This window comes from Streptosporangium sp. NPDC048886 (assembly GCF_055586905.1).
Genome location: NZ_JBVJHH010000003.1, coordinates 272635 through 298817 on the forward strand (window position 1 = coordinate 272635; position 26183 = coordinate 298817).

A 26183-nucleotide genomic window follows, 5' to 3' on the forward strand; every position below is an offset into this window, starting at 1 on the left:
AAGTGCCTCCACACCGGGCGGGGATGAGGCATCTGCTCTGGGCGGGCAGACCTTCGGGAGGGACAGACTCGGGGGACAGGATCCGGATCAGCCGGTGAAGCCGGTGATGTGGACGGGCCCGGCCCGCGCGCTGGCCATGATCGTCAAGTTGCCCACCACGGGCAGCGAAAGCCGTACGGCCACCTGGACATCGGCGATGCCGTCACCGCCGATGGAGCACCGCATGATCTTCGCTCCGTTCTCTCCGGCAAGCGAAGACGCCCGTGCGCAGCCACGGTCCGGGGCGGCGAAGGCCAGACGGGCTGCAGCGAGCGCACTCAGATCGGCGGCGCTCTGCGCGCGGTGACGGGCCACCCTGGCCGCGCCGGCGAACATGACCGCCGCGGCCACCGCGAAGACCAGCGCCATGAGCCCGGCCACCCAGACCGTCGCCGCGCCCCGATCGCTCCCGCGCGTCTCCCGGAGCCATCGACACGCACCCCAAGGCCCACGACACACGCCCCGGAGCTCGCAGGAGACACCCCAGAACCCTCGACACACACCGCCCCGCGCCCCGACCTCATCCCCTGTCGCCGGCAGCCTCACCGCTCCGTCCACAGCGCCCCCGAACTCCCGGCGCAAGGCGCCCACTCCATCGCCGCCCCCACAGCGCCCTCACCGCCGAAGACCCGTCTCATCGCTCAGCTCCCGGCTCTGTGGCGGAGACCGCGGTCGCCCGGACGGTGACCGCCGGAAGTGAGGCACCCCAGCGGGGTCTGACGCTTGCCGAGACCTCCACCCGGGTCACCTCCGCGCTCCGGGTCACCATGACGTGCGCGCCTGCTGGGGCGGCTGCCAGAACGCCACCCCGCACCCGTTCCAGCGATTCACCGCGCGAGGCGGCACGGGCTCCCGCCCGGGCCGCGTCCACACACTCCAGCTGCGCACCGACCGCCGCCACCCCCCACAACGCGGCGGCCAGCATCACCACCACGGCAGGCAGGACAACCGCGGTCTCCGCGGTCACCGATCCCTTCGATCCACCGGCATGGACGATCGGCCCCACGAGGGTCACCCGGCCACGTTCAGCGCCCGGTTGATCAGCTCCGAGATCATCTGTTGGACCTCCGGACTCGACACCACCTTGAAAAGGAGGGCGGCGAAAGCACAGGCGGCTATCGTGCCTACCGCGTATTCGGCGGTGGACATGCCTCGATCGCGGCCTGGGCCAGTGATCAATAGTGTCCAGCGGGCGCGCAGCCACCGCAGCCGATCACGTCGGACGCCGCCGACGGTCGATTGAGCCATCGTTTCCTCCCGGAAATCCAGCCAGGCCCAGCACCCGGCATCTGTCGCACCAGATTTCCTTATGGACAGGTGGCCCTATGGACACGAACAGCATTCTGTGGAACTTACGCCATCGCCTGTGGACAACCACGGGCAGCGGCCGCCGGAAGATCCGGGCGACCGCCGTCACGCCGATTCCGTGCGCTCCTTCAGTTCGGCGTTGAGCCGCAGAGCTTCCGTTAATTGATCTTCCAGAATGATGATGCGGCAGGCTGAGTCCAGACTGGTCCCCTGGTCGATCAGCTCGCGCGCCCGGGCGGCGAGACGGAGCTGGTGGCGGGAGTAGCGGCGATGGCCGCCACTCGACCGCTGCGGCTCGATCAGCTTCGCGGCGCCGAGGCTGCGCAGAAACGCGGGGGTGACACCGAGCATCTCCGCGGCCCTGCCCATCGAGTACGCGGGATAGTCATCGTCGTCGAATTTGTCGGCCGGAGCCGGGGAGGCTGGAGCCATTGCACCTTCCGAGAGCGCGGACAAGGGCCCCGGTGCTATAGCACCGAGGCCCAGAGAGTTTCAACACCATCTACCGACCATTATGTCGGCTTTCGATTTCGCACAAACCTCCTCGTATGGGCAGTGCACTGGATCGCATATGCGTAACCGGAGACCACCTTCCATCTCGTGGAGCTGCGACACCCGCGTGGCATTCCTGCGTCCACTGCGGGTGATCTTGATGGCGCTCGAATCTCTCCTTCCTCTTATCTGCACACTTGTCGTTCTTTCAGGGCGGCCGGCAGGCCGCCTGGCGACACTTCGCCCACCGGAGCCTCTTCACTGGCACCCCGTCGAGCTTGAGCGCGCCCCCAGCCTTCGCGGCAGGTCGACCTGCCGCGTCAAGCTGATCTTCACTTGCGGTAAGCCATAGACTATCCGCTGAACTTGAGAATGTCTACATTGATCACAACAGATTTATATTGATCATCAACCTATATAATCTATGCCACGAGGCGATGCCACCTCCGGCGTGCCCGGCAATCCCGAGGCTGTCAGCGGATCGGATGCGTCCGGCGGCCATCGCGCGCACCGGAGGAACTCGATGCAACCTTCAACATTTGTCCACAGATCCCACTTCATCTGTGGACAACCATGGGACAACCGAGATGATCCTGTGGATAACTCAAGGAATCAGCACGCCACCGGCGAGGCCCGCCACAACCGGGATGATGCCGAGAACAACGAAGGCGGGCAGGAAACAGAGGCCCAGCGGGGCGACAGCCTGGACCCCGACCCGTCGGGCAGCCGCTGACGACACGGCGCGGGCGGCATGGCGGGAGTCGTCGGACAGCCTGGTGAGGACATCGGCCACCGGGGCGCCGCTGAGGGCGGCCCGGCTCATCATTCGCGCCAGGGGAGCCAGCGGACGTTCGGCTGCGAGAGCCTGCCAGGCGTCCTCCGGGGTGGCCCCCAGCCTCAACTGCCCGCCCACCCAGGCCAGCCGGTCGCCGAGCGGTCCGCCGACCGCCTCGACGGTGACGTCGATGGCACCGGTGATCGGCTGCCCGGCGCGCAGGCAGGAGACCATGAGGTCAGCTGCCAGCGGCAGGTCCGCCGCCACCCGCTCCCGTTCCCGGCGGAGCCGGGGCGACTCCCGCCTCCGAACGGCGATCAACGCGACCATGGAGCCCGCCGCCCCCACGACGGCTCCCGGCACTCCACCGACGACGAGAAACACCATCAGCCCGATGGCGGTGGACAACGCCACCTCTCCCCGGCTCGGCCGCCGCCTACCGGACGGACCACGGACCGTCCCCGCCTGAGGAGAGAACGAGGGCACCCCGGCCCCCGGCACGGCCCCGGCCAACCGGGTGGGAGAAGCCAGGCTCCGCCGAGCCCGGCGGAGCCGCTCGGCAGGATCATCGGACGGGGTCCACAGCCACCCGGCGATCCCGGCAAGCACGACGGCAAGCAAAACGGCCAACTCTGGCTCCTCACGATCAGCCGACTATGGAACCGGTCAGACAGCACGCGGGTCAGACAGCACGCGGGCGCCGCATGCCGAACGCGGGTCAGACAGCACGCGGGCGCCACATTCCGAGGCAGGCGACGCCGGGAGATCGGGCGGCCCGGCTGTCCGGCGCGGCGTGGGCCGGTGAGAGCTCAAGCCTGCTGCGCACGGGCGACCAGGCGGTGGGTCCACCACAGGCCACAGCCGTCGAGCGCGAGGCCGATCGCCAGGCAGCCCACACCCGCCGGGCTGCCGAACAGGAAGTGCAGCGGACGCATGCCCAGCCCCGCCGCCATCAGCAGGCCGAGCACAGGCAGTCCGGCCAGCAGGCGGGCGGTGGCGCGGGGGCCCGCGAGCTGGGCGGCGACGTCCTGGCGATGGGCCTGCGCCTCGCGGAGGGACGCGGCCAGGCGATCGACGAGGACGGACAGGCCCGCTCCGACGGTCACGCTCACCTTCCAGCAGGCGGCCAGCCCGCGGAACGCCTCGCCTCCTTGCTCCGGCGCCGCGGCCAGCAGCGCGGCGGCCACGTCGCCGCCGTCCCTCGCCGCAGCGATCAACGGCCGCAACGCCACCGGGTCGGGAAACTCCGCGGCCGACACGGCACGGGCCAGCGCCTCGCCCGCCGTACGCCCGGCGGCCAACTCCGCCGCCAGCCCCTGGCACAGCTCGATCGAGGCTGTCCGCCAGGCAGCCGTACGCCTGGAGGGCCGCGAGCGGCCGGTGAACAGTGCCGGCAGGGAACGTGATCTGCCCCTGGCCTGTTGCCGTATCCACCGCAGGCGAGCCGTTCCCGGGTCGGGCCCGGCCCACAACCATGCGGCCAGGGCGGCGAAGAGCACGGCCAGCGTCGTCACGGCAGTGCTCCCAGGGCACCCGGGGCGAGACCGCCCCGTGCCGGTCCCGGAGCACCCGGAGCATCCGGAGCGGGACCACGCGGCAACATCTCCAGGACATCCGGGACGAGACCGCCCGACGACAGCCCCGAAACACCCGGAGCAGGATCGGTCGGCGACAACCCCAGGACATCCGGGATAAGACCGCCCGGTGACAGTCCCAGGAGATCAGGAACTGGGGCGGGTGGCCGGGGGTGCGCTGCCGGGGGGACTTCCGGCTGCTTGTGGCGGCGGTCGGGCCGGGTGGGTCCGTATGGTCGGCGCGCAAGACCGGGGAGCGTGGAGAGGATGGGGGCCCGGGCCATGAGGGCGGGGAGACCCGGGCCGATGGTCGCACGGCCGTCCGGGGAGAAGGTGAGGGCCGGTTCGGCGTCGACCAGACCTGAGGGGCGACGGGTCATCATGCAGATCTCGGCCACCCGCCGGCGGCCGTCGGCGTGGTCGCGAGCGAGATGGATGACGACGTCCAGGGCGGCGGCGATCTGGCTGTGAACCGCCTCGCGGCTGAGACCTGCGGCACATGCCAGGGCCTCCAGGCGGGGTGGCACGTCGGTCGCGGTGTTGGCGTGGAGGGTGCCACAACCGCCTTCGTGGCCGGTGTTGAGAGCTGCGAGGAGATCGACGACCTCGGCGCCCCGGACCTCGCCGACGACGAGACGGTCCGGGCGCATGCGCAGCGCCTGACGGACGAGGTCACGCAGGCAGACGCCACCGGCCCCCTCAAGGTTGGCCGGGCGTGACTCCAGGCGCACGACATGAGGGTGGAGCGGTCTCAGCTCGGCCGAGTCTTCGACCAACAGCAGCCGGTCACCGGGATCGGCCAGGGACAGCAGGGCCGACAGCAGGGTGGTCTTCCCCGTGCCAGTGCCACCGGTGACGAGGAAGGCCAGCCTCGACTCGATCACCGCGGTGAGGACGGGGACGGTGCCGGCCCTGATCGTGCCGGCCTCGACCAGATCGGGGAGGGTGAAGGTGCGGCGGGGCGGGAGGCGCAGGGACAGGCAGGTGCCTCCGGCCGCCACGGGTGGCAGGACGGCGTGGAGCCGGACGCCTCCGGCCAGCCGGGCGTCGACATAGGGGCACGCGTCGTCCAGACGCCTGCCCGCGGCGGAGGCGAGGCGCTGGGCGAGCCGCCGGACCGCGTCTTCGCCGGGGAAGACGACCGGGGTCCGGCGCAGGCCATGACCGTCGTCGACCCACACCTCACGCGGGCCGTTCACCAGCACATCGGTGACATCGGGCTCGGCCAGCAAGGGTTCCAGCGGACCGGCTCCGATCAGGTCGGCGCACAGGACACGTGCCACCGCCAGGATCTCCGCGTCGCCGAGCACCGCCCGCTCCGCCCGGAGGGCGACCGCGACGTGCGCGGCGCTGGGCTCGACCCCGGTCCGGGCCAGCCGTATCCGGACCGCCTCGACCAGTTCGGGGGAGACTTCCGTGGCGGCGCCGGGCCGCCTCATGTCTCCGCCGCGAGCAGCGAGTGCAGGAACGAGGCGCAGAACCGGCCGAGGAAGGTGCGGCGGCCGAGTGGGGGGACGTCGCCGCGGTTGAGGGCGGCGGCCAGGCGGGGCTGATCGGGGAGACTGCCTGCATACGGCATGCGGAGCGAGGTCGCCACCACCTCGTCGTCCAGGACGCCGCCGCGCACGACGGCCCGCACCTCTCCGGTGTGCTTGCGCAGGCCGGCGAGCACCTGGGCCGCCGCGAGCACCCCCCGGACGTCGGCGGTGACGACCAGCAAGGTGGTGGAGGCCCTGCTGAGTGCCTCCACAGCGGCCTGGTCGGGATGGCGGGGCAGGTCGACGACCACCAGGTCGAAGCCCCGCCGTCCCGCTTCGAGGACCGAACGCATCGCCTCGGCGGGGATGGGCTCGACCTCGCCGCGGTGGAAGGAGAGGAGGGTCAGCTCGGCGAAGGTGGGCAGAGCCGCCTGGAGCGCGGTGAAGCTGATCCTCCCCTCGCGGGCGACCAGGTCGGACCAGCGCGCCCCGACGGCCTCCTCCTGTCCGAGCAGGAGATCCAGACCGCCGCCGAGCGGGTCGGCGTCGACGAGGAGGGTGCGGAGCTGCTGTCTGGAGGCGCTCAGCGCCAGCGACGCGGCGAGGACGCTGGCCCCGGCTCCCCCGCGGCCGGCGGCGACGCACACCACGAGCCCCGCTCTGGCCGCCGGCTCCACGACATCGGCGAACTCCTCGACCAGCTGTCGCTCGGCCGAGGGCAGCTCCAGCACGGCCTGGGCGCCGACCGTGACGCACTTCCGCCAGGTGTCGGGATCCTCGGGAGTGCGGGTGACAAGGATGACCCGGTGCCTGGGCGGCGGTCCGGTGGCGGCCAGGGCGTCGGCCATGTCGCTGCCGACGACGACCAGCGGGGCGCGGTTCCAACGGGGCCGGGCGTGTGCGGGCACATGCGCGACATCGAGCTCGGCTCCGGCCGCTGCGGCGACACGGAGCAGATCGTCAAGCAGATCGTGGTCCTCGGTGATGACCAGAGGGCGGTCCAAGAGTGCCTCCCTGAAGTGCGGAGGACTCACTTTCCGGGAGAGCCCGCCACGGTGAGGCCGCCGAACGCCGCTCTGTGGACAGCCGGAAGGGGCCGCCGGCGTCTGTGGACAGTTATCTGCGGGCAATTGCCTGCGGGCAACTGTCGGAGGGAGCGCCAGGCCGAGCCGACTGAACTCAACCGGAAACCGGATCGAGCCGGACCGCACCGCTCCGGTGCCGACGTGCTCCATAGCACCGCTTGCCGTATCGGGCACCGGGGTCGGCGGGAGGTTACATCCACACGGGAGGAGCCGGACGGCTCCGCGGGGGCGGGTGCGCCCCCTGGATGATCGGGGGCGGCCGGACGTTCCGGGAAAAAATGGCGACCCCCGCCGGGGGGGAGAGCGGGGGTCGCCAACCGGTCCGGCTCTGGGGGGGTAGAGCCGGTCCTGTTCGGAAGAAAGCTTCAGCGGAGCATGGCAAGCGGATTGCATGGCCAACCCGTGCGCAGTCACTCCAGTATGGGGAGATACCACCTCATGCTGCCCGATCAACTTGAGTTTCGTCGAGGAGTAATCTCCAATTTCCGCCACCTTTTTTCATGGGTAACAGTTGAGTTGCGACTCAGCCTTCAATGGGACACGCTCCGCGTCGATCCGTTTTCGATCATCGGGACCCCAGGGGTTGCGGACCACATCTGTCCCGATCTGCACCCTCAAGAACACGGCGCGGCATAGATGGCGATTCGTCCACGAATGTCCCCTGATCTGTAAAGGTCTTGGTTTCAGGGGTTCCCCTCAGCCAGGATCAGGCATAGAAAGGTTGCACGGACCAGTTGTCCGGGCACGGCCGCCGGGTACCCACGTGCCGCCGAGCCGCGGGAGGCACCGTCAGGACGGGCTTGTCCCGTCCCGAGGATTATCTGGTGCACGCTTGGTAACCCGGCTGGAAGTGCCGGCGACGGCGCCCCATACCAGGGGCGCCGTTTGCTGTGCGGGCCCACCGGGACGCGGGCCCACCGAGACGCGGGCCCACTGAGTCCACCGAGGCGCGGACCCGCTGCTGTGCGGGCCCGCTGAGACACGGATCCACTACGGCGCGGACCCGCGGGGACACGGGTCCGCTACAGCGCGGGCGAAGATCTCCGTGATCAGCCCGCGAGCGATCGCTGTCGGCCGCAGGCTGTCGAGATCAGCCGCGCTGCATGGCCTCGCATATCGCCGTGGCCTCCCGGACACCGAGGGTGACCGCCGAGGCGCAGTGCCGCACCCACTCCGCGACCCCGTCGGGGGTCCCGCCCAGATAGGCCCGCAGGCTCTCGGCGTAGGCCGCCCCGAGTTCGAGATGGCCCAGCTCGACGGCCGCCAGTGACTTCGGGTCCAGGCCGAACTCCACGAGCGTCAGCCGTTCGGCCGCCCGGGCGACCACCCCGTCCGCCGACCCGAACGGGCGCAGCACCACCAGTTCGGCGTGCACGATGGCGGCCAGCACCAGCGCGGGCGCCTTGGAGGTCCTGGTGACCAGGTCGACCAGCCCGTCGACCCGGGCCACGGTCTCCTCCGGCCCCGGCGCGGCGCCCAGGCCGAGGGGGTCGGGCGTCTCGGCGGCGGTCCGGGGACGGCCGAGGTCTTCGGTGAGACCGGCGGCCGCGAGGGTGTGCAGCCTGGCCAGCACCTGGCGGGGGGCCGCGCGCCAGGTCGGGCCGAGCCGCCCCAGCTCGGCCGAGACCCGCAGCGCCCCCTGGACGACGGGGTCGGTGACCTCCGGGATGGCCTCAAGCGGGACGTCCACACCGTCGAGGGCGGCGGACGCGCGGGCGCCGCGCAGCGCCGATCTGGCCGACACCTCCGGGCTCTTGCGCCGTAGCACGCGATGCCCGTAAAGCCGGTCCACGGCCTTGCGCGTGTCGGTGACCGCCTCAGGCACTCCGGGAAGTTCGGCGATGACAGCCAATGGGTCGCTCACGTTCCCCGACCCTACCGGCCGGTCAACAAGGCCCCGACCGCGCCACCGAAACCGGCGGCGGACCGTTCGGCGAACGCATACCGCCGTCCAGCGCACCGCCGTACTAAAGCGCACGGAATAACGCCTTCTACATTCCTATGGTGTCGAAAAGGCAACGTTTCTGCCCCACGATTACCCGGCGTTAAGGCGTTTGTGAACCGCTATGACCCCTATCACCGATTGGTACAGACCTGTCTAGACCTCTTGTGGCAAGCCCCTCTGGCCTGGTGAAGTGGGACACGACCAGTCACCTAGCAGTACGTAAGGAGTGCGCAGTGGCCCCGGAGACACCTGGTTCCGAGTCGCGTGAGACCCAGGAGACCTTGTCGAACCTGCTGCACGAGACCCGGCGGTTCGCACCTCCTGCCGACCTGGCCGCGGCCGCGAACGTGACCATCGACGCCTACGCCGAGGCGGAGCAGGACCGCCTCGCGTTCTGGGAGAAGCAGGCGGACCGACTGAACTGGTCCAAGCGCTGGGACTCCCCCCTCGAATGGAACGCGCCCTTCGCCAAGTGGTTCGTCGGCGGAGAGCTCAACATCGCCTACAACTGTGTCGACCGCCATGTCGAGGCCGGTCGTGGCGACAAGATCGCCTACCACTGGGAGGGCGAGCCGGAAGGCGACAGCCGCACTCTCACCTACTCGGACCTGCAGCGCGAGGTCGCCAAGGCCGCCAACGCGCTGCAGGAGCTCGGCGTCGGCAAGGGCGACCGGGTCGCCGTCTACATGCCGATGATCCCCGAGCTGCCGATCACCATGCTCGCCTGCGCCCGCATCGGCGCGATCCACTCGGTGGTGTTCGGCGGCTTCTCCTCCAGCGCGCTCAGCGGCCGGATCCAGGACGCCGACGCCAAGGTCGTGGTCACCGCCGACGGCGGCTACCGCCGGGGCGCGCCCAGCGCCCTCAAGCCGACCGTGGACGAGGCGGTCAAGGAGTGCCCGGGCATCGAGCACGTCCTGGTCGTGCGCAGGACCGGTCAGGAGGTGGCCTGGACCGAGAAGGACGTCTGGTGGCACGACCTCGTGGACCGGCAGTCCGACGCCCACCAGGCGCAGGCCCACGACTCCGAGGACCCGCTCTACATCCTCTACACCAGCGGCACGACCGGTAAGCCCAAGGGCATCCTGCACACCACCGGCGGCTACCTGACCCAGGTCGCCTACACCCACCACGCGGTGTTCGACCTCAAGCCGGAGACCGACGTCTACTGGTGCACCGCCGACATCGGCTGGGTGACCGGCCACTCCTACATCGTGTACGGCCCGCTGGCCAACGGCGCGACCAGCGTCATCTACGAGGGCACCCCGGACACCCCGCACCGCGGCCGGTTCTGGGAGATCGTGCAGAAGTACAAGGTCACGATCCTCTACACCGCCCCCACGGCGATCCGCACCTTCATGAAGTGGGGTGACGACATCCCCGCCAAGTACGACATGTCGTCCCTGCGCATCCTGGGCAGCGTCGGCGAGCCGATCAACCCCGAGGCCTACGTCTGGTACCGCGAGCACATCGGCGGCGAGCGCTGCCCGGTCGTGGACACCTGGTGGCAGACCGAGACCGGCGGCATCATGATCAGCCCGCTGCCCGGCGTCACCGCCGCCAAGCCCGGCGCGGCGATGCGCCCGCTGCCCGGCATCAGCGCCGACGTGGTCGACGACCAGGGCAACACCGTCGGCAACGGCGGCGGCGGCTTCCTGGTGCTCCGCGAGCCGTGGCCGGCCATGCTCCGCACGATCTGGGGTGACGACCAGCGCTACATCGACACCTACTGGTCCCGCTTCGAGGGCATGTACTTCGCCGGCGACGGCGCCAAGAAGGACGAGGACGGCGACCTGTGGCTGCTCGGCCGCGTCGACGACGTCATGCTCGTCTCCGGCCACAACATCTCCACCACCGAGGTGGAGTCGGCCCTGGTCTCCCACCCGAAGGTCGCCGAGGCGGCCGTGGTCGGCGCGACCGACCCGGTGACCGGCCAGGCCATCGTGTCGTTCGTGATCCTGCGCGGCAACGCCGAGGAGAGCGCCGACATCGCCACCGAGCTCCGCAACCACGTGGCCAAGACCTTGGGCCCGATCGCCAAGCCGCGCCAGATCCTGGTCGTCCCCGAGCTGCCGAAGACCCGCTCGGGCAAGATCATGCGGCGCCTCCTGCGTGACGTGGCCGAGAACCGCAGCATCGGCGACGTCACCACGCTGGCCGACAGCACGGTGATGAACCTCATCTCCGAGCAGCTCCCCAGCGCCAAGAGCGACGACTGAGCGGCGGCTGAGCGGCGGCGAGCGCCGTCCGGAAGGCGCGGTCCCCGACGCCGGGGCCGCGCCTTTCCCGTGCGGGCCGCCGCTGCCACCGGCCGCCCCCCGCCTCGCCCGATGTCTCGTCGGGACCGGCGGCGTTCACACGGCCGTCGCCGGGGTAGCGCCGGGCCTGATGACCAACGCGCACAGCGGCCCAGGCGAGGGGAGCTCCCCCGCCGAGCCGGCCGACCACCGCGTCCGCCCGTTCTCGGCGGGCTGCACGGCGTCCGCGTCCGTGCCTGCGTCCGCGTCCATGCCCGCGTCCGTGCCTGCGTCCGCGTCCATGCCCGCGTCCGTGCCTGCGTCCGCGTCCATGCCCGCGTCCGTGTCTGCGTCCATGCCTGTCCCTGTGTCCGTGTCCGTGCCCGCGAGGGGCACGCTCGGCGCTGAGGTCGTCGGCCCAGTGGTGCCGGGGGTGATCGCCGGACCGGTAGTGGGTAAGTTCCTCCATGTCTCCGGCGGGGCGCGGCCGGCCGTACGGCCCGGCTTGGCCAGACTGTCGGGGGAACTGCGCCGGCGGAGACATGGCCACCGTCTCGATACCGGCCGCAATCGGGTTCGCCGTGTGCCTGCTCATCGGCGACCGGGCCTACTGCGACGGCCCGGAACGGGTGAACGCGGTGACCGTCGGGGTGCTCCTGGTGAGCACCACGGCACCGGCCTCGCGGCGATCCTGCTCCGGGGGCGCGTGCACAACCACCTCAACGCGCAGGATGATGTCTGATACCGGCGCTTGATAGGAGATCGTTCATGACACTGAATCCACCCACGGAGCCGCAGGAGGAGTCGCTGGGCGCGCTGGTCGCCGCGGCCAGCGACCAGATCTCCACCCTGGTGCGCGCCGAGATCGAGCTGGCGAAGAGCGAGCTGAGGTTCGACGCCAAACGGGCCGGCATGGCCGCGGGGCTCTTCGGCGCCGCCGCGTTCATGGCCCACCTGTGCCTGATCCTGGCCTCCTTCGCCATCGCCTACGCCCTGGTCGAGCTGGGCGTGTGGACATGGCTGGCCTTCGCCATCGTCACCGTGTTCTACCTGGTCGTGGCCGGGCTGCTGGTCTTCCTCGGCGTCCGGCGGCTCAAGGGCCTGACCGGGATGAAGCGGACGCTGCGCTCGCTCAAGACCATCAAGAGCGGCGAGAGCGGGCTCGGCCCCGCCGCGCCGCCCGCTCCCCCCACCGCGGGCCAGGTCGGCACGCACCGCGAACCGGTGAGACCAGGCCAGTGAGCCGCCCCGACGAGTCCCTGGTCAGGGTGGAAGGCCCGTGGACCCACCGCTCCGTGCACGCCGGGGGCACCCGCTTCCACATCGTGGAGGCCGGCAAGGGCCCCCTGGTGCTGCTGCTGCACGGATTCCCGCAGTTCTGGTGGAGCTGGCGCAACCAGCTCGTCTCGCTGCCCGCGGCGGGCTACCGCGCCGTCGCCGTCGACCTGCGGGGCTACGGCGCCAGCGACAAACCACCGCGTGGCTACGACCTGCCCACCCTGGCCGGTGACGCGGCCGGGCTGGTCCGGGCGCTGGGCGAGACCGGCGCCATCGTCGTCGGCCACGACTGGGGCGGGCTGCTGGCCTGGACGATGTCCGTGCTCGACCCCAAGGCGGTCCTGCGGCTCGTCCCCGTCTCGGCCCCACATCCGCGCAGGCTCCGCTCGGCGCTGTTCGGCGACCCGTTCGGTCAGCTCAGGGCGGGCGCCTACGCGCTGGGGTTCCAGCTCCCCTTCCTGCCCGAGCGCCGCCTGACCGCCAACGAGGGCGCGATGGTGGGACGGCTGCTGGAGGAGTGGTCCGGGCCGGGCTGGCCGGAGAAGGAGGTGGCGAAGATCTACCGCGACGTCTTCCGCATCCCCACCGTCTCCCACTGCGCGGTGGAGTATCACCGCTGGTTCGCCCGCTCCCAGCTCCGCCCCGACGGGCTGCGCTACGCCAGGACCATGCGGAGCGAGATCGCCGCGCCCACTCTGCAACTGCACGGCGAGCTGGACCGGCACATCCTGCCCCGCACCGCCCAGGGCTCCAGCCGCTACGTGGCCGCCCCCTACCGGTGGCGGCTGATCGAGGGGGCGGGTCACTTCCCGCACGAGGAGCGGCCGGAGGAGTTCGACGCCGAGCTCATCGGCTGGCTGTCCGACCCCGAGCCCGACCGATGACCGTGAGACCCACCCCCGGAGGGGAGGCTCCGCGACCGATGAACGCGAAATACCAGGATCCCGACAGCAGGCCCCCGACCGCGAGAGACCAGGGTCCCGACGGCAGGCCCCCGACGGCGAGAGACCGGGATCCGGACGGCAGGCCCCGCAACCGGCGTCCCCGGGACGCCTTCGGCCGGCCGCTGCCCCGCGGGGCGGAGGGCGTGGAGCGCGTCCCGGACGACTACGCGCCCAGCGCCGACGAGGCCCTCGCCGAGGCGCGCCGGCTGCTCGGCGAGAGCCGGCCGTTCCACGCCCACGAGGTTCTCGAAGGCCGCTGGAAGACCTCTCCGGAGCAGGAGCGGGAGCTCTGGCAGGGACTGGCGCAGATCTGCGTCGGCCTCACCCACCTCCAGCGGGGCAACCGGCGCGGGGCCACGGCGCTGTTCGCCCGGGGCGCCGACCGGATCAGCCGGTACGGCATGCCGTACGAGGAGATCGCCCTGACCGCCCGGAAGCTGGGCGGCGTGGACGGTCCGGACGCCGGGGCGGCCATCGCCGCGATCAGGGACCTGCTCTAGCGGAGCCCGGCCCGCACGACCAGGGACCCGCTCCAACGGGACCCGGCCTAGTCGTTCTGGTCGCACTCCTGGGTGTCGACCCGGTTGAACAGCTTGGAGCCGTCTTCGGCGTCCGGCGACACCTCGGCCGCGGTCAGGACGTAACCGGTCTCCTGCTGGTCGAGCGCCGCCGCGAAGACGACGCCGTAGACGCGGCCGTCGGGGGTGAGCAACGGCCCGCCGGAGTTGCCCTGCCGGACCAGGCCGCGGATGGCGTAGACGTCGCGGACGACGGTCTTGCGCTCGTAGATGTCGCCGCCCTTGGCCTTCTGCTGGACCCGGATGCGGGCGGCGTTCATGGTGAAGCCGTGGCCGTGCGGGAAGCCCGCGACGATGGCGTCGTCGCCCTTCTTGGCGGTGCCGTCGAAGCGCAGGATGGGCATGTTCAGGCCGGGGACGTGGAGGATCGCGATGTCCCTGTCGGGGTTGTAGAGCACCACCCTGGCCGGGTGGGCGTTGTTGAGGTAGTCGGTGACCTGGAGGTCCTGGTCGACCCCCGCGACCACGTGGGCGTTCGTCATGATCTTGTTCTGGGAGTAGACGAACCCGGTGCCCTCGATGTGCCGGCGGCAGCTCGACGCGACGCCCTGGACCTTGACGATGCCCCGGCGGGCCCGGGAGAGCTGCGCGCCCTTGGGCACGCTCTGGTCGGGCGGTTCGACCTCGACGAGCTGGCTGCCCCCTATGGCGTCGAACACCTTGGGGAAGCCGGAGGTGTCGATGAAGTCCTTGAACGGCTTCTGGAAGTCCTTGGCCGCCTTCGGCATCGCCTGGTCGACGGTGCTGATCAGCAGGGACTTGTTGACCTGCTCGCTCAGCAGGGTGAACTGCGAGAAAGTGATCAGTGACCCGATCAGCCAGGCGATGATCAGCACCGAGAACGCGCTGGCGAAGGTGCCGCCGACCGCGTCGACCACCTTGGCGGGCTCCCAGGTGACGTGGCTGCGGACCACCGCGCCGATCGTCGAGGACGCGAACTGCCCGATCGTCGCGGTGAGGAAGACGATGACGATGGCCAGCAGCGCCCGCTCGGTCTCGCCGTCGATGATGGCGCCGGCGATCGGCGGGGCGATGAAGATGCCCAGCAGCCCGCCGCCGACGAATCCGACAAAGCTCAGGGCCCCGATGATGAACCCCTGGCGGTATCCCGACACCGCGAAGGCCACCATCAGGGCGATCAGGATGAGATCGAGGAGATCACCGCTCACCCCTTTACGGTATCCAGCCGCCGCCCCGCGCGTGCACCCCTTCTGGTAGGTCCCTGCGGTTATCGTGGTCATATGGCAACGATCGGGGGGTCGGCGGCCGTGGAGTCTCTCATCGAGACCGCGCTGCGGGACCAGGACCACGACGGCACGATCCGCTGGCACGCGATCACCATGCTGCACGCGCGGGGCGACCTGGAGACCTTCACCGCGGCCCGGCGGCTGTGCGCGGGCGACAGCGCCGCCGAGCGGATGCTCGGGGTCGACATCCTGGGCAGGCTCGGATTCGTCGACCGGAGCCTGCCGGTGCTGCGCTTCCTGGCCGCCAGCGAGGACGACCGCATGGTCCTCTACTCCGTGCTGATCGCCTTCGGCCATCTCAGAGACCGCCGCGCGCTGCCCTCGGTGATCGCCCTGGGCGAGCACATCGACCCCAGGGTCCGGTACGGCGCGGCCTACGCCCTGCCCAACATCATGGGCAGCCCGCCCGACCCGATGGGCCTGGCGGCTCTGCAGCGGCTGGCCAAGGACCCCGACGACGACGTGGCCGACTGGGCCCGCCTCGGCCTGGCCCTGTCAACGGGAGGCGAGGTTGACGACGTCGGGGGGCAGATCCTCGATCCGTGACCGGTCCCAGGGGAGCGCGAAGCCCGAGTCGGCGAGCACCCCGTCGAGCACTCCCGCGGTGAACCCCCAGACCAACAGCCCCCGCACCCGGAACGCGGGGCTGGAGTAACCGCTCGGGGTGCGCAGGTTGAGCCGGTTGGCCGGGTCGACGAGCTCGTTGATCGGGACGCGCTCCACCGACTCCACCTCGTCGGGTGAGGCCGCGTGCACCACGCAGGGGGTGTGCCACCAGCCCAGCACCGGGGTGACCCGGTTCTCGCTGTGCGAGACGTACAGTTCGGGCATCGTGCCGACCACGTGGACGCCGGACGGGTCGAGGCCGGTCTCCTCCCGGGCCTCGCGCAGCGCGGCGGGGATCGGGCCGCCGTCCTCGGGATCCACACCGCCGCCCGGGAACGCTGGCTGCCCGGCGTGCCGCCGCCCGCGTGAGCTGCGCTGGATCAGCAGCACGTCGGGGCCGGACGGCCCCTCGCCGAACAGCATCAGCACGGCCGCCGGACGCCCGCCCGAGACCGGCGGGCGCAGCCGCCGGGGCACCGGTGCCCGCGCGACCCGTTCGGCCAGCGTCTCCAACCATCCGGGCACTTCCACGGGCACACCTCCGGTCTCTGCAACACGGCGGCCCGTCCTGTGCTTCCCGGATCGCGGGAGCGGTCGCGGGAGCGGTTACGAGAAGGGGCCGGGGCGTACCAGTTTGGCGGCCTGGACGGGGTCGGTGGGGCCGATGCCGTACGAAGGGCAGAGCGCGGCGAGCGGGCAGACGCCGCAGGCGGGCCGGCGGGCGTGGCAGATGCGGCGGCCGTGCCAGATCAGCCGGTGGGACATCATCGTCCAGTCCCGTTTCGGGATGAGCCCCGCGACGACCTGTTCGATCTTGACCGGGTCGGTCTCCTCGCTCCAGCCGAAGCGGTGGGTGAGCCGCTGGAAGTGCGTGTCAACGGTGATACCGGGGACCCCGAAGGCGTTGCCGAGCACCACGTTGGCGGTCTTGCGGCCGACGCCGGGCAGCGTGACGAGGTCTTTGAGCCTGCCGGGGACCTCACCGCCGTGCCGCTCGCACAGGACCTGGGCCATGCCGATGATGCTGTTGGTCTTGGCCCGGTAGAAGCCCGTGGACCGGATGATGTCCTCCATCTCGGCCCGGTCGGCGCCCGCGTAGTCCTCCGCGGTCTGGTACTTCGCAAAAAGGATTGGGGTAACCATGTTGACCCTTTTGTCCGTACACTGCGCAGATAAGATCGTCGCGACCAGCAGCTCCAGAGGGTCGCGGAAGTCGAGTTCGCAGTGTGCGTCTGGGTAGGTTTCCGCCAGGATGCGATCCATCCGCCGGGCGCGACGGACCAGGGCAAGCTGGGATTCACCAGCGCGGCTGACGTTGCGGGGCACCCGCACAGCCTACGCGCATGGCCCCCTTGAGAGCTGCTCGGTGGGATAGGTCACAATGACTGCGTGAGCCGTGAAACAGGAGGCACTGTGAACACCGACGACGTGCTGGGCAAAGCCCCTCTGTTCTCGGCGCTCGACCGTGAGGGCGCCGCCGCGCTGCGCACGAGTGTCTCGGAAGTGGAGCTGTCCAAGGGCCAGACCCTGTTCAGCGAGAACGAGACCGGAGACCGCCTCTACGTGGTGCTCGAAGGCAAGATCAAGCTGTCCAGGACCGCGCCCGACGGCCGGGAGAACCTACTCAGCGTGCTCGGCCCGGGCGAGATGTTCGGCGAGCTGTCGCTGTTCGACCCCCGCCCCCGTACGGCGTCGGCCACCGCGCTGACCGACGTCCGCCTGGCGGGGCTCGGCCACGACGACCTCCGCCCCTGGCTGACCGGCCGGCCCGAGGTGGCCCTGCACCTGCTGCGGGCCCTGGCCCAGCGGCTGCGCCGTACCAACGACGTGCTGGCCGACCTGGTCTTCACCGACGTCCCCGGCCGGGTCGCCAAGGCCCTGCTCGACCTGGCCGAGCGCTTCGGCCAGCGGATCGACGACGGCGTCCGGGTCCACCACGACCTCACCCAGGAGGAGCTGGCCCAGCTGGTCGGCGCCTCGCGCGAGACCGTGAACAAGGCCCTGGCCGACTTCGCCCAGCGCGGCTGGCTGCGCATCGAGGCCAAGGCCGTGGTCATCATGGACCTGGAGCGGCTGCACAACCGCTCGCGCTAGGCCTGTCACCGGGGCTGCCCGGCGGTCGCGGCAGCCGGCGGGCGGGCTCGGCCGGCCGTCGAGACAGCCGGGCTGGGCGGGCTCAGCTCAGCCGTCGAGATAGGCGAGCTGGGCGCGGACCGACATCTCCGCGGCGGGCCAGAGCGACCTGTCGACCTCCGCGTAGACGATCTCGACGATCTCCGCCGGTGTCTTCGCGCCCCGTTCCCGCGCGTCGCGGATCTGGTCCAGCCGCCGCCTGCGGTGGGCGATGTAGCCCTCCAGCGCGACGGCCGGGTCGGGCAGCACCGGGCCGTGGCCGGGCAGCAGCGCCTGGGCCCCGACCTGCTCGACCCTGGCGCGCAGCCGGTCCAGGGACCGCAGATAGTCGGCGAGGTCACCGTCCGGGGCGATGACGGTGGTGCCCCGGCCGAGCACGGTGTCGCCGGTCAGCATCGCCCGGTCCTCCGGCAGCCAGAAGCAGAGCGAGTCGAACGAGTGGCCGGGCGTGCCCACGACGTGGAGCTCCAGCCCGCCCACGGTGAGCACGTCGCCGTCGGCCAGGCCCTCCTCGCCGAGCCGGTGGCCGGGGTCCAGGGCCCTGACCGGCGCGCGGACCAGCTCGGCGAAGCCTCTCGCGCCGCCGCTGTGGTCCTCGTGCCCGTGGGTGAGCAGGATCGCCGTCACCCTGCGCCCGCGGAGATGGTCGGCGACCCGCCGCAGGTGCGGCCCGTCGTCCGGTCCCGGGTCGACGACCAGCACCTCCTCCCCGCGGCCGATCACCCACGTGTTGGTGCCCTCCAGGGTCATCGGGGACGGGTTCGGGGCGAGCAGGCTGAGCGCGTGGGCCGTGCCGGACCCGTCCGGCCCGTCGAGGGGGATCCGCAGTCCGCTCATGCGGGACCGAGTCCGTAGTCGTCGTCGAGCACGATGCGCATCTCCCCGTCCACCTCCGCGATCTCGGGCATGAAGGTGACGATCTCACGCTCGGCCCCGAGCACGTCGGCCACGGTCGGGTAGTCGCTCAGCTCGCCGAGCGTGCGGTAGGTCGGGGGCATCAGGAAGATCTGGCCGTTCTTGGCCTGGTCGACCGCGTCCGCGGGCCGTACCCAGACGACCTGGTCGGCCTCGCCTCCGACGTCACGGGTGCGCTGGCCGGGCGGGAGGGCGGCGACGAAGAACCGGGTGTCGAAGCGCCGGTGCTCGACCTCCGGCGTGATCCAGTGCGCCCACGGACGGAGCAGGTCGGAGCGGAGGACCAGGCCCCGCCCGTCGAGAAAGTCGGCGAACGACAGGCTCCGGTCGATCAGGGCGAGCCGGTCGGCCTCCCAGTCGTCGCCGGTGGTGTCGGCCACGACGGACCGCGGGGACGGCCCGGCGAGCAGCACGCCCGACTCCTCGAACGTCTCCCGCACCGCGGCGCAGACCAGGCCGCGCGCGGTCTTCTCGTCCGCCCGGAAGACCGCTCCCCACTCCGCGGGCGAGGGGCCCGCCCAGGCGACTGCGTGGTCGGCGTCGCGGGGGTCCACCGAGCCCCCCGGGAAGACGTAGGCGCCCGCCGCGAAGGCCATGCTCGCCTTGCGCCTCAACAGGTAGACCTCGACGCCCTCGCGGAGGATGACCACGGTGGCGGCATCCCGGGCCGGGGCGGGCTCCAGCCGCCCGGCCAGGATGTCGCGCGCACGCTCACCGAACTCACCTGGGAGCGGAATACCACCCATTCAGACCCTCCACCCGAACAACACTCGGTTTCAGGTCCATCATGTGGCACCGCTCCCGCTCCGGACAATCGCCGGCGGACCGCGGCGACCGCCCGCGGACCCCGGCGGCCGCTCCAGCCGCCGGTGATCCCGGCGGCCGCCTCGGCCGCCGGGAGACCCCGGTGGTCGGCCCCCGGCGGCCTTCTCGACCGTCAGCGGACCTCGACGATCATCTCGACCTCGACCGGCGCGTCCAGCGGGAGGACGGCCACGCCGACCGCGCTGCGGGCGTGCTTGCCCGCCTCCCCCATGACCTCGGTGAGCAGCTCGCTGGCACCGTTGATCACCTGAGGCTGGCCGCTGAAGGCGGGGTCGCTGGCCACGAAGCCGACGACCTTGACGATCCGGACGATGTTCGACAGCCCTCCGGCCACCGAGGCGGCCGCCGCGAGGGCGTTGAGCGCGCAGGTCCGGGCGAGCTCGCGGGCCTCCTCGGCGCTGACCTCGGCACCGACCTTGCCGGTCGCCACGAGCTTGCCGTCCACCATCGGGAGCTGGCCCGAGGTGTAGACATGGTCGCCCGAGCGGATCGCCGGGACGTAGGACGCCAGCGGCGCGACGACTTCGGGCAGCGTCAGGCCGAGCTCGGCCAGCTTCTCCTGCGGCGTCACGGCTTGGGCCGCTTCAGGTAGGCGACCAGCTGCTCGGGGTTCGGCCCGGGCACGACCTGGACGAGCTCCCAGCCGTCCTGGCCCCAGTTATCGAGAATCTGCTTGGTCGCGTGGACCAGCAGAGGCACCGTCGAGTATTCCCATTTCGTCATGTGGGACACATTAGCGAGGCGGCCCCTGAACCCGCCCCTGGCGCCGTTCTCCGAGTGGGCAGGATCACTGTCACAATCCGTACCTGGAGCCCCGCCAGTGGACAGCTCCGACGAATCGTCAAGTAGTCGTTGGGTAGCCTTCGAGACGTGAGAGCTCGCGACACCGATTGGGACGGCGTACGCCTCCATGTCGTCACCGGTAAGGGCGGCACCGGGAAGACCACGGTCGCCGCCGCCCTCGCCCTCGCCCTCGCCGCGGACGGCCGCAAGGTCCTGCTGGTGGAGGTCGAGGGGCGGCAGGGGATCGCGCAGGTCTTCGACCTGCCGCCGCTGCCGTACGAGGAGCGGAAGATCGCCGTCGCCCCCCGTGGGGGGGACGTCTACGCGCTGGCCATCGACCCCGAAGAGGCCATGCTCGACTACCTCGAGATGTTCTACGGCATGCGCCGGGCGGGCAAGGCCCTGACCAAGATGGGGGTCGTCGACTTCGCCACGACCATCGCCCCCGGCTTCCGCGACGTCCTGGTCACCGGCAAGACGAGCGAGGCCGTCCGCCGCAAGGACAAGGACGGCCGGCGGATCTACGACGCGGTGGTGCTCGACGCGCCGCCGACCGGCCGGATCACCCGTTTCCTCAACGTCACCAACGAGGTGGCCGGGCTGGCCAGGGTGGGTCCGATCAAGAACCACGCCGACCTGGTGAACGGCGTCGTCGCCTCCCCCGAGACCGCGGTGCACTTCGTCACGCTCCTGGAGGAGATGCCGGTCCAGGAGACCCTGGACGGCCTCGCCGAGCTCCGCGCGGCCGGGCTCCCGCCCGGCGGGATCTTCACGAACATGGTCAGGGAGTCCCTGCTGCCCAAGTCCGTCCTGGACGACGTCGGCAAGGGCCGGTTCGACCCGGCCGAACTGGCGCTCGGCCTCAAGGCGTCCGGACTGGCGGACGGCAGCTCCGACGCCGCCGTCGTGGCCGAGGCCCTCGCCGAGGAGATCGTCGAGCACGCCCACCGCACCGGACTGGAGCGGCGCGAGAGGCTGTCGCTGACCAAGGCCGGCCGCCCCCGCTACGAGCTGCCGCTGCTGGCCGACGGGGTGGACCTGGCCGGGCTGTACGAGCTGGCCGAATCGATCCACACGCAGGGAGCAGCATGAGCGAGCGCAGCGAGCGGTCCGGCAGGCAGCGGGCCGTCCCCGTCCTCGACCTCGACGCCATCATCGACGACCCGGGCACCCGGATCGTCGTCTGCTGCGGCTCCGGCGGCGTCGGCAAGACCACCACCGCGGCCGCGCTGGGGCTGCGCGCGGCCGAGCGCGGCCGGTCGGCCGTGGTGCTCACCGTGGACCCCGCCCGGCGGCTGGCGCAGTCGATGGGCCTGACCGAGCTCGACAACACCCCCAAGCCCGTCGCGGGCGTGCGGGGCGAGGGCCGGCTGCACGCCATGATGCTCGACATGAAGCGGACCTTCGATGAGATCATCGAGGCCCACGCGGACCCCGAGCGGGCCCGCCAGATCCTGACGAACCCCTTCTACCAGTCCCTGTCGTCCAGCTTCTCCGGCACGCAGGAATACATGGCCATGGAGAAGCTCGGCCAGCTCCGCCGGTCGGGCGACTGGGACCTGATCATCGTGGACACCCCGCCCTCCCGCTCCGCGCTCGACTTCCTCGACGCGCCGGAACGCCTGGGCCGCTTCCTCGACGGCCGGTTGATCCGGCTGCTGATGGCCCCCGCCAAGGCGGGCGGCCGCAGCGCGTTCAAACTGCTCAACGCCGGGTTCGGCCTCGTCGCCGGGGCCATGACCAAGCTGCTGGGCGCGCAGGTGCTCAAGGACCTGCAGACGTTCGTCTCCGCCCTCGACGCCGTCTTCGGCGGGTTCAGGGTCCGCGCGGAGCAGACCTACCGGCTCCTGCAGGCCCCCGGGACCGCGTTCGTCGTCGTGGCCGCGCCCGAGCGCGACGCGATGCGCGAGGCGTCGTACTTCGTGGAGCGGCTGGCCGAGGAGCGCATGCCCCTGGCCGGGCTGGTGGTCAACCGGGTGCACCGCGCGCCGGCGGCCGTGCTGTCGGCGGCGCGCAGCACCGCCGCCGCCGAGGACCTGGAGTCGCGGGGCGAGCACGAGCTGACCGCCGCCGTGCTCCGGCTGCACGCCGGCCGGATGCAGCTGGCCGCCCGCGAGCACCGCGAGCAGGAGCACTTCTTCTCCGCCCATCCCACGGTGCCCGTGGCCCAGGTCCCCGCCATGTCGGAGGACGTGCACGACCTGGAGGGGCTGCGTCGGGTCGGCGAGCTCCTGGCCGCCCAGCAGGACCTGGAGGGCGTCCAGCAGAGCGCCTGAACGGCGGGGTCCGTAACCGGGCAGCACGCCCGCGAGGCTCCGGAGCACTCCGCTCCGGAGCCTCGCGGCGGAGCACGCCTCCGGCCTGAGCGGACCCCGGGCCCCAGGGCACGCCCCGGGGACTCCGGACATGAGAAAGGTACGGCTGGCGCGGGGCGCCAGCCGTACGGGATCGGCGGGCTCAGCCGGCGATCAGCTCATTCGTCCGTTCGTACTCCTCCTTGGCGACCTCCAGGAGGTCCCGCCAGGAGTCGACGTCCGGCCGCCGGCGCAGCAGCGCCCGGCGTTCGCGCTCGGTCATCCCGCCCCACACCCCGAACTCGATGCGGTTGTCCAGCGCGTCGGCGAGGCACTCGGTCCGGACCGGGCATCCTCGGCAGATCAGCTTCGCTCGGTTCTGGGCAGCGCCCTGAACGAACAGCGCGTCAGGATCCGCACCCTTACAGGCAGCACGGGAGGTCCAATCCGTGATCCACATTCGACCCCACTCCCCTTAGGTGGTCAGTCGTGACTTGGGGCCGACGGGCGCGGGCGTCGAGCCTCCGTATTCAATTGCCGCAGAAGGAGAACGTACGCAACCAGACGTTCGGGCCGACAGACCCCGGCGGGACCAATTTCTCGCATGGTCATCAGCGGCCATGTGGCCGGGAATGACTAGTCACCTGACCCGGTACGTACTCGACGCGAGCTGAAATAGTGTTCCGTTACCGTTTGGGTCATCCGTCCGACGTACCCTTGGACTCGTGCAGGCTCAAGGCAAAGATCAGAAATCGGCGGTCGGCAACGTCGCGCGGCTGCTCGCCGCGGCTGTCGCCGCAGGCGTATTGGTCGCTGCCATCGCGCTTCCGGCGGTGGGTGGCGCGGGGTTGACCGTGAATTCCACCACGGAGGAGCTGCACCTGCTCCCCGAGGAGCTCAAGGAGCCCCCTCTCCCGGAGAAGACGACCCTGCTGGACGCGGACGGCAAGCAGTTCGCGCAGTTCTACTACGAGAACCGCGAGTCGGTGACGCTCGACCAGGTCGCCGACATCATGAAGACCGCGATCGTCTCGATCGAGGACTTCCGGTTCTACGAGCACGGCCCGATCGACATCGAGGGCACCTTCCGCGCGGCGGTGAAGAACGCCACGGGCAGCGGAGGCATCCAGGGTGGCTCCTCCATCACCCAGCAGTACGTCAAGCAGGTGCTGTTCAACAGCGCGGAGACCGAGGAGGAGAGAGAGGCCGCGATCGCGCCGACCTTCTCCCGCAAGCTGAACGAGCTGCGCTACGCGATGGCCATCGAGGAGAAATACACCAAGGCCGAGATCCTCGAGCGCTATCTCAACATCTCCTACTTCGGCGCGAGCGGCTACGGCATCCAGGCCGCGTCCAAGCGGTTCTTCGGCAAGCCCGCCGCCAAGCTGAACCTGTGGGAGGCGGCCACCCTCGCCGGGGCCGTGCAGGACCCGAACGGGACCGACCCCAACGGGGGCAAGGCCAAGCAGCGGCTGCTGCTGCAGCGGCGCAACATCGTCCTGGACCGGATGGCCGAGCTCGGCAAGATCACAACGCAGGAGGCCGCGGAGGCCAAGGCCAAGAAGCTCGGATACAAGGACATCTCCGCCCCCGGCGGCTGCGAGACGAGCCCGTATCCCTACTTCTGCGTCTACGTCCGCGAGGAGATCCGCAACAACCCCGAGTTCGGCAAGACCCCCGCGCAGCGCGAGAAGCGGCTCCAGCGCGGCGGCCTGACGATCAAGACGACGCTCGACCCGAAGACGCAGAAGGCCTCCGAGAAGGCCCTGCGCGAATACGTCAAGACCAGCGACAAGCCCGTCGCCGCGCAGGCGATGGTCGTCCCCGGCACCGGCGCCATCAAGGCGATGGCCACCAGCCGGAAGTTCGGCAGGGACAAGAAGAAGAACGAGACCAGCATCAACTTCGCCGCCGACGGCCTGCACGGCGGCGGCGCGGGCTTCCAGGCCGGCTCCACCTTCAAGCCCTTCACCCTGCTGACCGCGCTGGACAAGGGGATGAAGCTCAACGACGGCAACAGCACCGGGTCGGTCTACTACGCCCCCAGCTACGGCGCCTTCCGCGACTGCGAGGGCAACCGGGTCGGCGACCCCAAGCACGACGTCCACAACTCCAGCGAGGGCGGCGGCGGCTTCAAGACCCTGACGACCGGCACGCTCGGCTCGGTGAACACCTTCTTCCTGAAGCTCGAGGAGCAGGTCGGCCTCTGCGACGTGGTCAAGATGGCCAAGAAGCTGGGCATCAAGCGGGCCGACGGGGGCAAGCTCCGTGAGGTCCAGACGTTCACGCTCGGCGTCAACGAGATGGACCCGGTGACCGTGTCGGCCGCCTACGCGACGATCGCCGCCCGCGGCACCTACTGCAAGCCCATGGCCATCACCGAGATCCGCGACCGCGACGGCAAGATCACGCCGTACAAGCCGAAGTGCAGCCAGGTCCTGGACGAGGAGGTCGCCGACGCGGCCACCCACATCATGTCCGGGGTGTTCACCAAGGGCACGATGACCGAGGTCGGCGGGATCGGCCGGCCGGCGGCGGGCAAGACCGGCACCACCGACGGCTACACCGCCGCCTGGTTCGCCGGCTTCACCCCCGACCTCGCCTCCGCGGTCAGCCTCGGCGACCCGCGCGGCGCCTTCAAGCACGACCTGGTCGGCGTGACCATCGGCGGGCGCTACTACAGCTACGTGTACGGCGCCTCGATCTCCGGCCGGATCTGGAAGAGCTCCATGCTGGGCGCCCTGAAGGGCGTCGATCCGAGCTCCTTCACCCCGGTGAACACGGGCCGCTTCGGGGGCTGCTCCGGCGCCTGCGCGCCGCCGCCCGTCAGGAAGCCCGGCAACGTGGACGGCGACGGGCCGCCCCAGGACAACGGCAACATCATCATCGACGACGCCAACGGCGGCCTCCCGAACGACGGCGACCCCGGTGAGCTGACCATCCCCGTCATCCCGTAGAACCGGCGGGGCCCGCGCGGACGCCGGAGCCCCCCGTAGAGACGCCGGAGCCCTCCCTGAGACATCGGGGAGGGCTCTCGTCACACCAAAGGTCATACCGCCGCCAGGCGGGCCCACAGCGCCGCCCAGGGCGGGCGTGCGGCCCGGCTCGGGACCCCGCTGCCCGGCTCGGGACCTACGGCCCGGCTCAGGCCGTCAGGCGGGCGCGCACGGCCTGCGCCACCCGGCCGCCCTCCGCCCGCCCGGCGACCTTGGGGTTGAGGACCTTCATGACCTGCCCCATCGCCTGAGGCCCGGCGGCGCCGGTCTCGGCGACGGCCTCGTCCACGAGCTTGCCGAGCTCCTCGTCGGAGAGCTGGGCCGGGAGGTATTCCTCCAGCACGGCCTGCTCGTCCACCTCGGCCTGCGCCTGCTCCGTACGGCCGGCGCCGCTGAACGCCTCGGCCGCCTCCCGGCGCTTCTTGGCCTCCTTGGTCAGCACCTTGATGATCTCGTCGTCGGAGAGTTCGCGGGCCGTCTTACCGGCGACCTCCTCGACGTTCACGGCCGCCAGGGCCATGCGGATCGTCCGCGTGCGGATCTCGTCCCTGCTCTTCATCGAGGCCGTGAGGTCGGCCTTCAGCCTGTCCTTCAATGTGCTCATGTGCTCCATCTTGCCGTCTCACCAGCTCGCCACAGCCCAAGTCTCCT

27 protein-coding genes and 1 pseudogene are annotated in these 26183 nt (G+C 71.0%); 9 read left to right on the forward strand and 19 right to left on the reverse strand.

Features of this window, described 5'->3' with window-relative positions:
* Nucleotides 1–87: 87 nt before the first annotated feature.
* From ACZ6R6_RS05325 to ACZ6R6_RS05365, 9 genes and pseudogenes are all read right to left on the reverse strand, one after another.
* Nucleotides 88–498 (reverse strand): Rv3654c family TadE-like protein, encoded by a 411-nt coding sequence (locus ACZ6R6_RS05325; RefSeq protein WP_470090328.1) that lies wholly within the window; start codon nucleotides 496–498, stop codon nucleotides 88–90.
* A gap of 175 nt (nucleotides 499–673) precedes the next feature.
* Entirely contained in the window at nucleotides 674–1054 is a 381-nt protein-coding gene (locus ACZ6R6_RS05330; protein WP_470090330.1) for a TadE family type IV pilus minor pilin, read from the reverse strand.
* Nucleotides 1051–1287, reverse strand: a complete 237-nt coding sequence (locus ACZ6R6_RS05335; RefSeq protein WP_470090332.1) for a DUF4244 domain-containing protein — start codon at nucleotides 1285–1287, stop codon at nucleotides 1051–1053. The genes ACZ6R6_RS05330 and ACZ6R6_RS05335 overlap by 4 nt, the downstream gene beginning before the upstream one ends.
* Nucleotides 1288–1452: 165 nt before the next feature.
* A complete protein-coding gene (locus tag ACZ6R6_RS05340; RefSeq protein WP_470090333.1) occupies nucleotides 1453–1779 on the reverse strand; it encodes a MerR family transcriptional regulator in 327 nt (108 codons plus the stop codon).
* Between the two features lie 664 nt (nucleotides 1780–2443).
* Entirely contained in the window at nucleotides 2444–3022 is a 579-nt protein-coding gene (locus ACZ6R6_RS05345; RefSeq protein ID WP_470090335.1) for a type II secretion system F family protein, read from the reverse strand.
* A gap of 401 nt (nucleotides 3023–3423) precedes the next feature.
* Entirely contained in the window at nucleotides 3424–4128 is a 705-nt protein-coding gene (locus tag ACZ6R6_RS05350; RefSeq protein WP_470090337.1) for a type II secretion system F family protein, read from the reverse strand.
* Nucleotides 4129–4463: 335 nt separating this feature from the next.
* Nucleotides 4464–5627 (reverse strand): annotated as a pseudogene (locus ACZ6R6_RS05355) (TadA family conjugal transfer-associated ATPase); the annotation flags it as partial.
* Complete coding sequence (gene ssd, locus ACZ6R6_RS05360; RefSeq protein ID WP_470090339.1) at nucleotides 5624–6670, reverse strand: septum site-determining protein Ssd; 1047 nt, start codon at nucleotides 6668–6670, stop codon at nucleotides 5624–5626. The pseudogene ACZ6R6_RS05355 and the gene ssd, both read right to left, overlap by 4 nt.
* 1171 nt (nucleotides 6671–7841) lie before the next feature.
* On the reverse strand, nucleotides 7842–8615 hold the full coding sequence (locus ACZ6R6_RS05365; RefSeq protein WP_470090341.1) for a Fic family protein: 774 nt from the start codon (nucleotides 8613–8615) through the stop codon (nucleotides 7842–7844).
* 314 nt (nucleotides 8616–8929) lie between these two features.
* Between ACZ6R6_RS05365 and acs the strand changes: the two genes are divergently transcribed.
* Nucleotides 8930–10915 (forward strand): acetate--CoA ligase, encoded by a 1986-nt coding sequence (gene acs / locus ACZ6R6_RS05370; RefSeq protein WP_470090343.1) that lies wholly within the window; start codon nucleotides 8930–8932, stop codon nucleotides 10913–10915.
* 135 nt (nucleotides 10916–11050) lie between these two features.
* Here acs and ACZ6R6_RS05375 read toward each other — a convergent pair whose 3' ends face one another.
* On the reverse strand, nucleotides 11051–11290 hold the full coding sequence (locus ACZ6R6_RS05375) for a hypothetical protein (protein ID WP_470090345.1): 240 nt from the start codon (nucleotides 11288–11290) through the stop codon (nucleotides 11051–11053).
* 411 nt (nucleotides 11291–11701) lie between these two features.
* Here ACZ6R6_RS05375 and ACZ6R6_RS05380 point away from each other — a divergent pair, with 411 nt between their 5' ends.
* Genes ACZ6R6_RS05380 through ACZ6R6_RS05390 form a run of 3 tightly spaced genes read left to right on the forward strand, consistent with a single transcriptional unit; the run spans nucleotide 11702 to nucleotide 13655 of the window.
* Nucleotides 11702–12175 carry a phage holin family protein gene (locus tag ACZ6R6_RS05380; RefSeq protein ID WP_470090347.1) on the forward strand — a complete coding sequence of 158 codons (474 nt, stop codon included), beginning with the start codon at nucleotides 11702–11704 and terminating at the stop codon, nucleotides 12173–12175.
* Complete coding sequence (locus ACZ6R6_RS05385; RefSeq protein ID WP_470090349.1) at nucleotides 12172–13095, forward strand: alpha/beta fold hydrolase; 924 nt, start codon at nucleotides 12172–12174, stop codon at nucleotides 13093–13095. The genes ACZ6R6_RS05380 and ACZ6R6_RS05385 overlap by 4 nt, the downstream gene beginning before the upstream one ends.
* A 38-nt stretch (nucleotides 13096–13133) precedes the next feature.
* The gene (locus ACZ6R6_RS05390; protein ID WP_470090351.1) at nucleotides 13134–13655 is read left to right on the forward strand and encodes a DUF309 domain-containing protein; all 522 of its coding nucleotides are present in this window, start codon (nucleotides 13134–13136) and stop codon (nucleotides 13653–13655) included.
* Between the two features lie 47 nt (nucleotides 13656–13702).
* Here the strand turns inward: ACZ6R6_RS05390 and ACZ6R6_RS05395 are convergent, their stop codons facing one another.
* Nucleotides 13703–14902: a MarP family serine protease gene (locus tag ACZ6R6_RS05395; protein WP_470090353.1), complete on the reverse strand. Its 1200-nt coding sequence runs from the start codon at nucleotides 14900–14902 to the stop codon at nucleotides 13703–13705.
* A 72-nt stretch (nucleotides 14903–14974) separates the two neighbouring features.
* Here ACZ6R6_RS05395 and ACZ6R6_RS05400 point away from each other — a divergent pair, with 72 nt between their 5' ends.
* Entirely contained in the window at nucleotides 14975–15526 is a 552-nt protein-coding gene (locus ACZ6R6_RS05400) for a HEAT repeat domain-containing protein (protein ID WP_470090354.1), read from the forward strand.
* Here the strand turns inward: ACZ6R6_RS05400 and ACZ6R6_RS05405 are convergent.
* Together ACZ6R6_RS05405 and nth are read right to left on the reverse strand one after the other, a co-directional pair.
* Entirely contained in the window at nucleotides 15476–16117 is a 642-nt protein-coding gene (locus ACZ6R6_RS05405; protein WP_470090356.1) for an NUDIX hydrolase, read from the reverse strand. The genes ACZ6R6_RS05400 and ACZ6R6_RS05405 overlap by 51 nt on opposite strands.
* A 75-nt stretch (nucleotides 16118–16192) precedes the next feature.
* Nucleotides 16193–16918 carry an endonuclease III gene (gene nth, locus ACZ6R6_RS05410; protein WP_470090358.1) on the reverse strand — a complete coding sequence of 242 codons (726 nt, stop codon included), beginning with the start codon at nucleotides 16916–16918 and terminating at the stop codon, nucleotides 16193–16195.
* A gap of 81 nt (nucleotides 16919–16999) precedes the next feature.
* Between nth and ACZ6R6_RS05415 the strand changes: the two genes are divergently transcribed.
* A complete protein-coding gene (locus tag ACZ6R6_RS05415) occupies nucleotides 17000–17680 on the forward strand; it encodes a Crp/Fnr family transcriptional regulator (RefSeq protein WP_012887240.1) in 681 nt (226 codons plus the stop codon).
* 87 nt (nucleotides 17681–17767) lie between these two features.
* On the opposite strand, the gene ACZ6R6_RS05420 is transcribed toward ACZ6R6_RS05415, so the two are convergent.
* The 4 genes from ACZ6R6_RS05420 to ACZ6R6_RS05435 form a co-directional block, all read right to left on the reverse strand.
* Nucleotides 17768–18556: an MBL fold metallo-hydrolase gene (locus tag ACZ6R6_RS05420; RefSeq protein WP_470090360.1), complete on the reverse strand. Its 789-nt coding sequence runs from the start codon at nucleotides 18554–18556 to the stop codon at nucleotides 17768–17770.
* On the reverse strand, nucleotides 18553–19380 hold the full coding sequence (locus ACZ6R6_RS05425) for an NUDIX hydrolase (protein ID WP_470090362.1): 828 nt from the start codon (nucleotides 19378–19380) through the stop codon (nucleotides 18553–18555). The genes ACZ6R6_RS05420 and ACZ6R6_RS05425 overlap by 4 nt, the downstream gene beginning before the upstream one ends.
* Nucleotides 19381–19571: 191 nt before the next feature.
* On the reverse strand, nucleotides 19572–20030 hold the full coding sequence (locus tag ACZ6R6_RS05430; protein ID WP_306860652.1) for a RidA family protein: 459 nt from the start codon (nucleotides 20028–20030) through the stop codon (nucleotides 19572–19574).
* The gene (locus tag ACZ6R6_RS05435) at nucleotides 20027–20182 is read right to left on the reverse strand and encodes a DUF4177 domain-containing protein (RefSeq protein WP_306860654.1); all 156 of its coding nucleotides are present in this window, start codon (nucleotides 20180–20182) and stop codon (nucleotides 20027–20029) included. Before ACZ6R6_RS05435 ends, ACZ6R6_RS05430 begins: the two co-directional genes overlap by 4 nt.
* A 147-nt stretch (nucleotides 20183–20329) precedes the next feature.
* Between ACZ6R6_RS05435 and bagA the strand changes: the two genes are divergently transcribed.
* Together bagA and bagB are read left to right on the forward strand one after the other, a co-directional pair.
* On the forward strand, nucleotides 20330–21334 hold the full coding sequence (gene bagA, locus ACZ6R6_RS05440; RefSeq protein WP_470090364.1) for an ATPase BagA: 1005 nt from the start codon (nucleotides 20330–20332) through the stop codon (nucleotides 21332–21334).
* Complete coding sequence (gene bagB / locus ACZ6R6_RS05445) at nucleotides 21331–22518, forward strand: ATPase BagB (RefSeq protein WP_470090366.1); 1188 nt, start codon at nucleotides 21331–21333, stop codon at nucleotides 22516–22518. Before bagA ends, bagB begins: the two co-directional genes overlap by 4 nt.
* A 181-nt stretch (nucleotides 22519–22699) precedes the next feature.
* On the opposite strand, the gene ACZ6R6_RS05450 is transcribed toward bagB, so the two are convergent.
* Nucleotides 22700–22996: a WhiB family transcriptional regulator gene (locus ACZ6R6_RS05450; protein WP_306860659.1), complete on the reverse strand. Its 297-nt coding sequence runs from the start codon at nucleotides 22994–22996 to the stop codon at nucleotides 22700–22702.
* Between the two features lie 394 nt (nucleotides 22997–23390).
* Here ACZ6R6_RS05450 and ACZ6R6_RS05455 point away from each other — a divergent pair, with 394 nt between their 5' ends.
* A complete protein-coding gene (locus ACZ6R6_RS05455) occupies nucleotides 23391–25493 on the forward strand; it encodes a transglycosylase domain-containing protein (protein WP_470090368.1) in 2103 nt (700 codons plus the stop codon).
* A gap of 187 nt (nucleotides 25494–25680) precedes the next feature.
* Here ACZ6R6_RS05455 and ACZ6R6_RS05460 read toward each other — a convergent pair whose 3' ends face one another.
* Nucleotides 25681–26136, reverse strand: a complete 456-nt coding sequence (locus tag ACZ6R6_RS05460) for a GatB/YqeY domain-containing protein (protein WP_306860663.1) — start codon at nucleotides 26134–26136, stop codon at nucleotides 25681–25683.
* Between the last annotated feature and the right edge of the window lie 47 nt (nucleotides 26137–26183).

Bases quoted from the DNA above. Each gene is read 5' to 3' on its own strand.
- ACZ6R6_RS05425 (WP_470090362.1), bottom strand. From the start codon at position 19,380: ATGGGTGGTATTCCGCTCCCAGGTGAGTTCGGTGAGCGTGCGCGCGAC.
- ACZ6R6_RS05340 (WP_470090333.1), bottom strand. From the start codon at position 1,779: ATGGCTCCAGCCTCCCCGGCTCCGGCCGACAAATTCGACGACGATGAC.
- bagB (WP_470090366.1), top strand. From the start codon at position 21,331: ATGAGCGAGCGCAGCGAGCGGTCCGGCAGGCAGCGGGCCGTCCCCGTC.
- ACZ6R6_RS05420 (WP_470090360.1), bottom strand. From the start codon at position 18,556: ATGAGCGGACTGCGGATCCCCCTCGACGGGCCGGACGGGTCCGGCACG.
- ACZ6R6_RS05400 (WP_470090354.1), top strand. From the start codon at position 14,975: ATGGCAACGATCGGGGGGTCGGCGGCCGTGGAGTCTCTCATCGAGACC.
- ACZ6R6_RS05460 (WP_306860663.1), bottom strand. From the start codon at position 26,136: ATGAGCACATTGAAGGACAGGCTGAAGGCCGACCTCACGGCCTCGATG.
- ACZ6R6_RS05435 (WP_306860654.1), bottom strand. From the start codon at position 20,182: ATGACGAAATGGGAATACTCGACGGTGCCTCTGCTGGTCCACGCGACC.
- ACZ6R6_RS05335 (WP_470090332.1), bottom strand. From the start codon at position 1,287: ATGGCTCAATCGACCGTCGGCGGCGTCCGACGTGATCGGCTGCGGTGG.
- ACZ6R6_RS05380 (WP_470090347.1), top strand. From the start codon at position 11,702: ATGACACTGAATCCACCCACGGAGCCGCAGGAGGAGTCGCTGGGCGCG.
- ACZ6R6_RS05390 (WP_470090351.1), top strand. From the start codon at position 13,134: ATGAACGCGAAATACCAGGATCCCGACAGCAGGCCCCCGACCGCGAGA.
- ACZ6R6_RS05450 (WP_306860659.1), bottom strand. From the start codon at position 22,996: ATGTGGATCACGGATTGGACCTCCCGTGCTGCCTGTAAGGGTGCGGAT.
- ACZ6R6_RS05375 (WP_470090345.1), bottom strand. From the start codon at position 11,290: ATGGACGCAGACACGGACGCGGGCATGGACGCGGACGCAGGCACGGAC.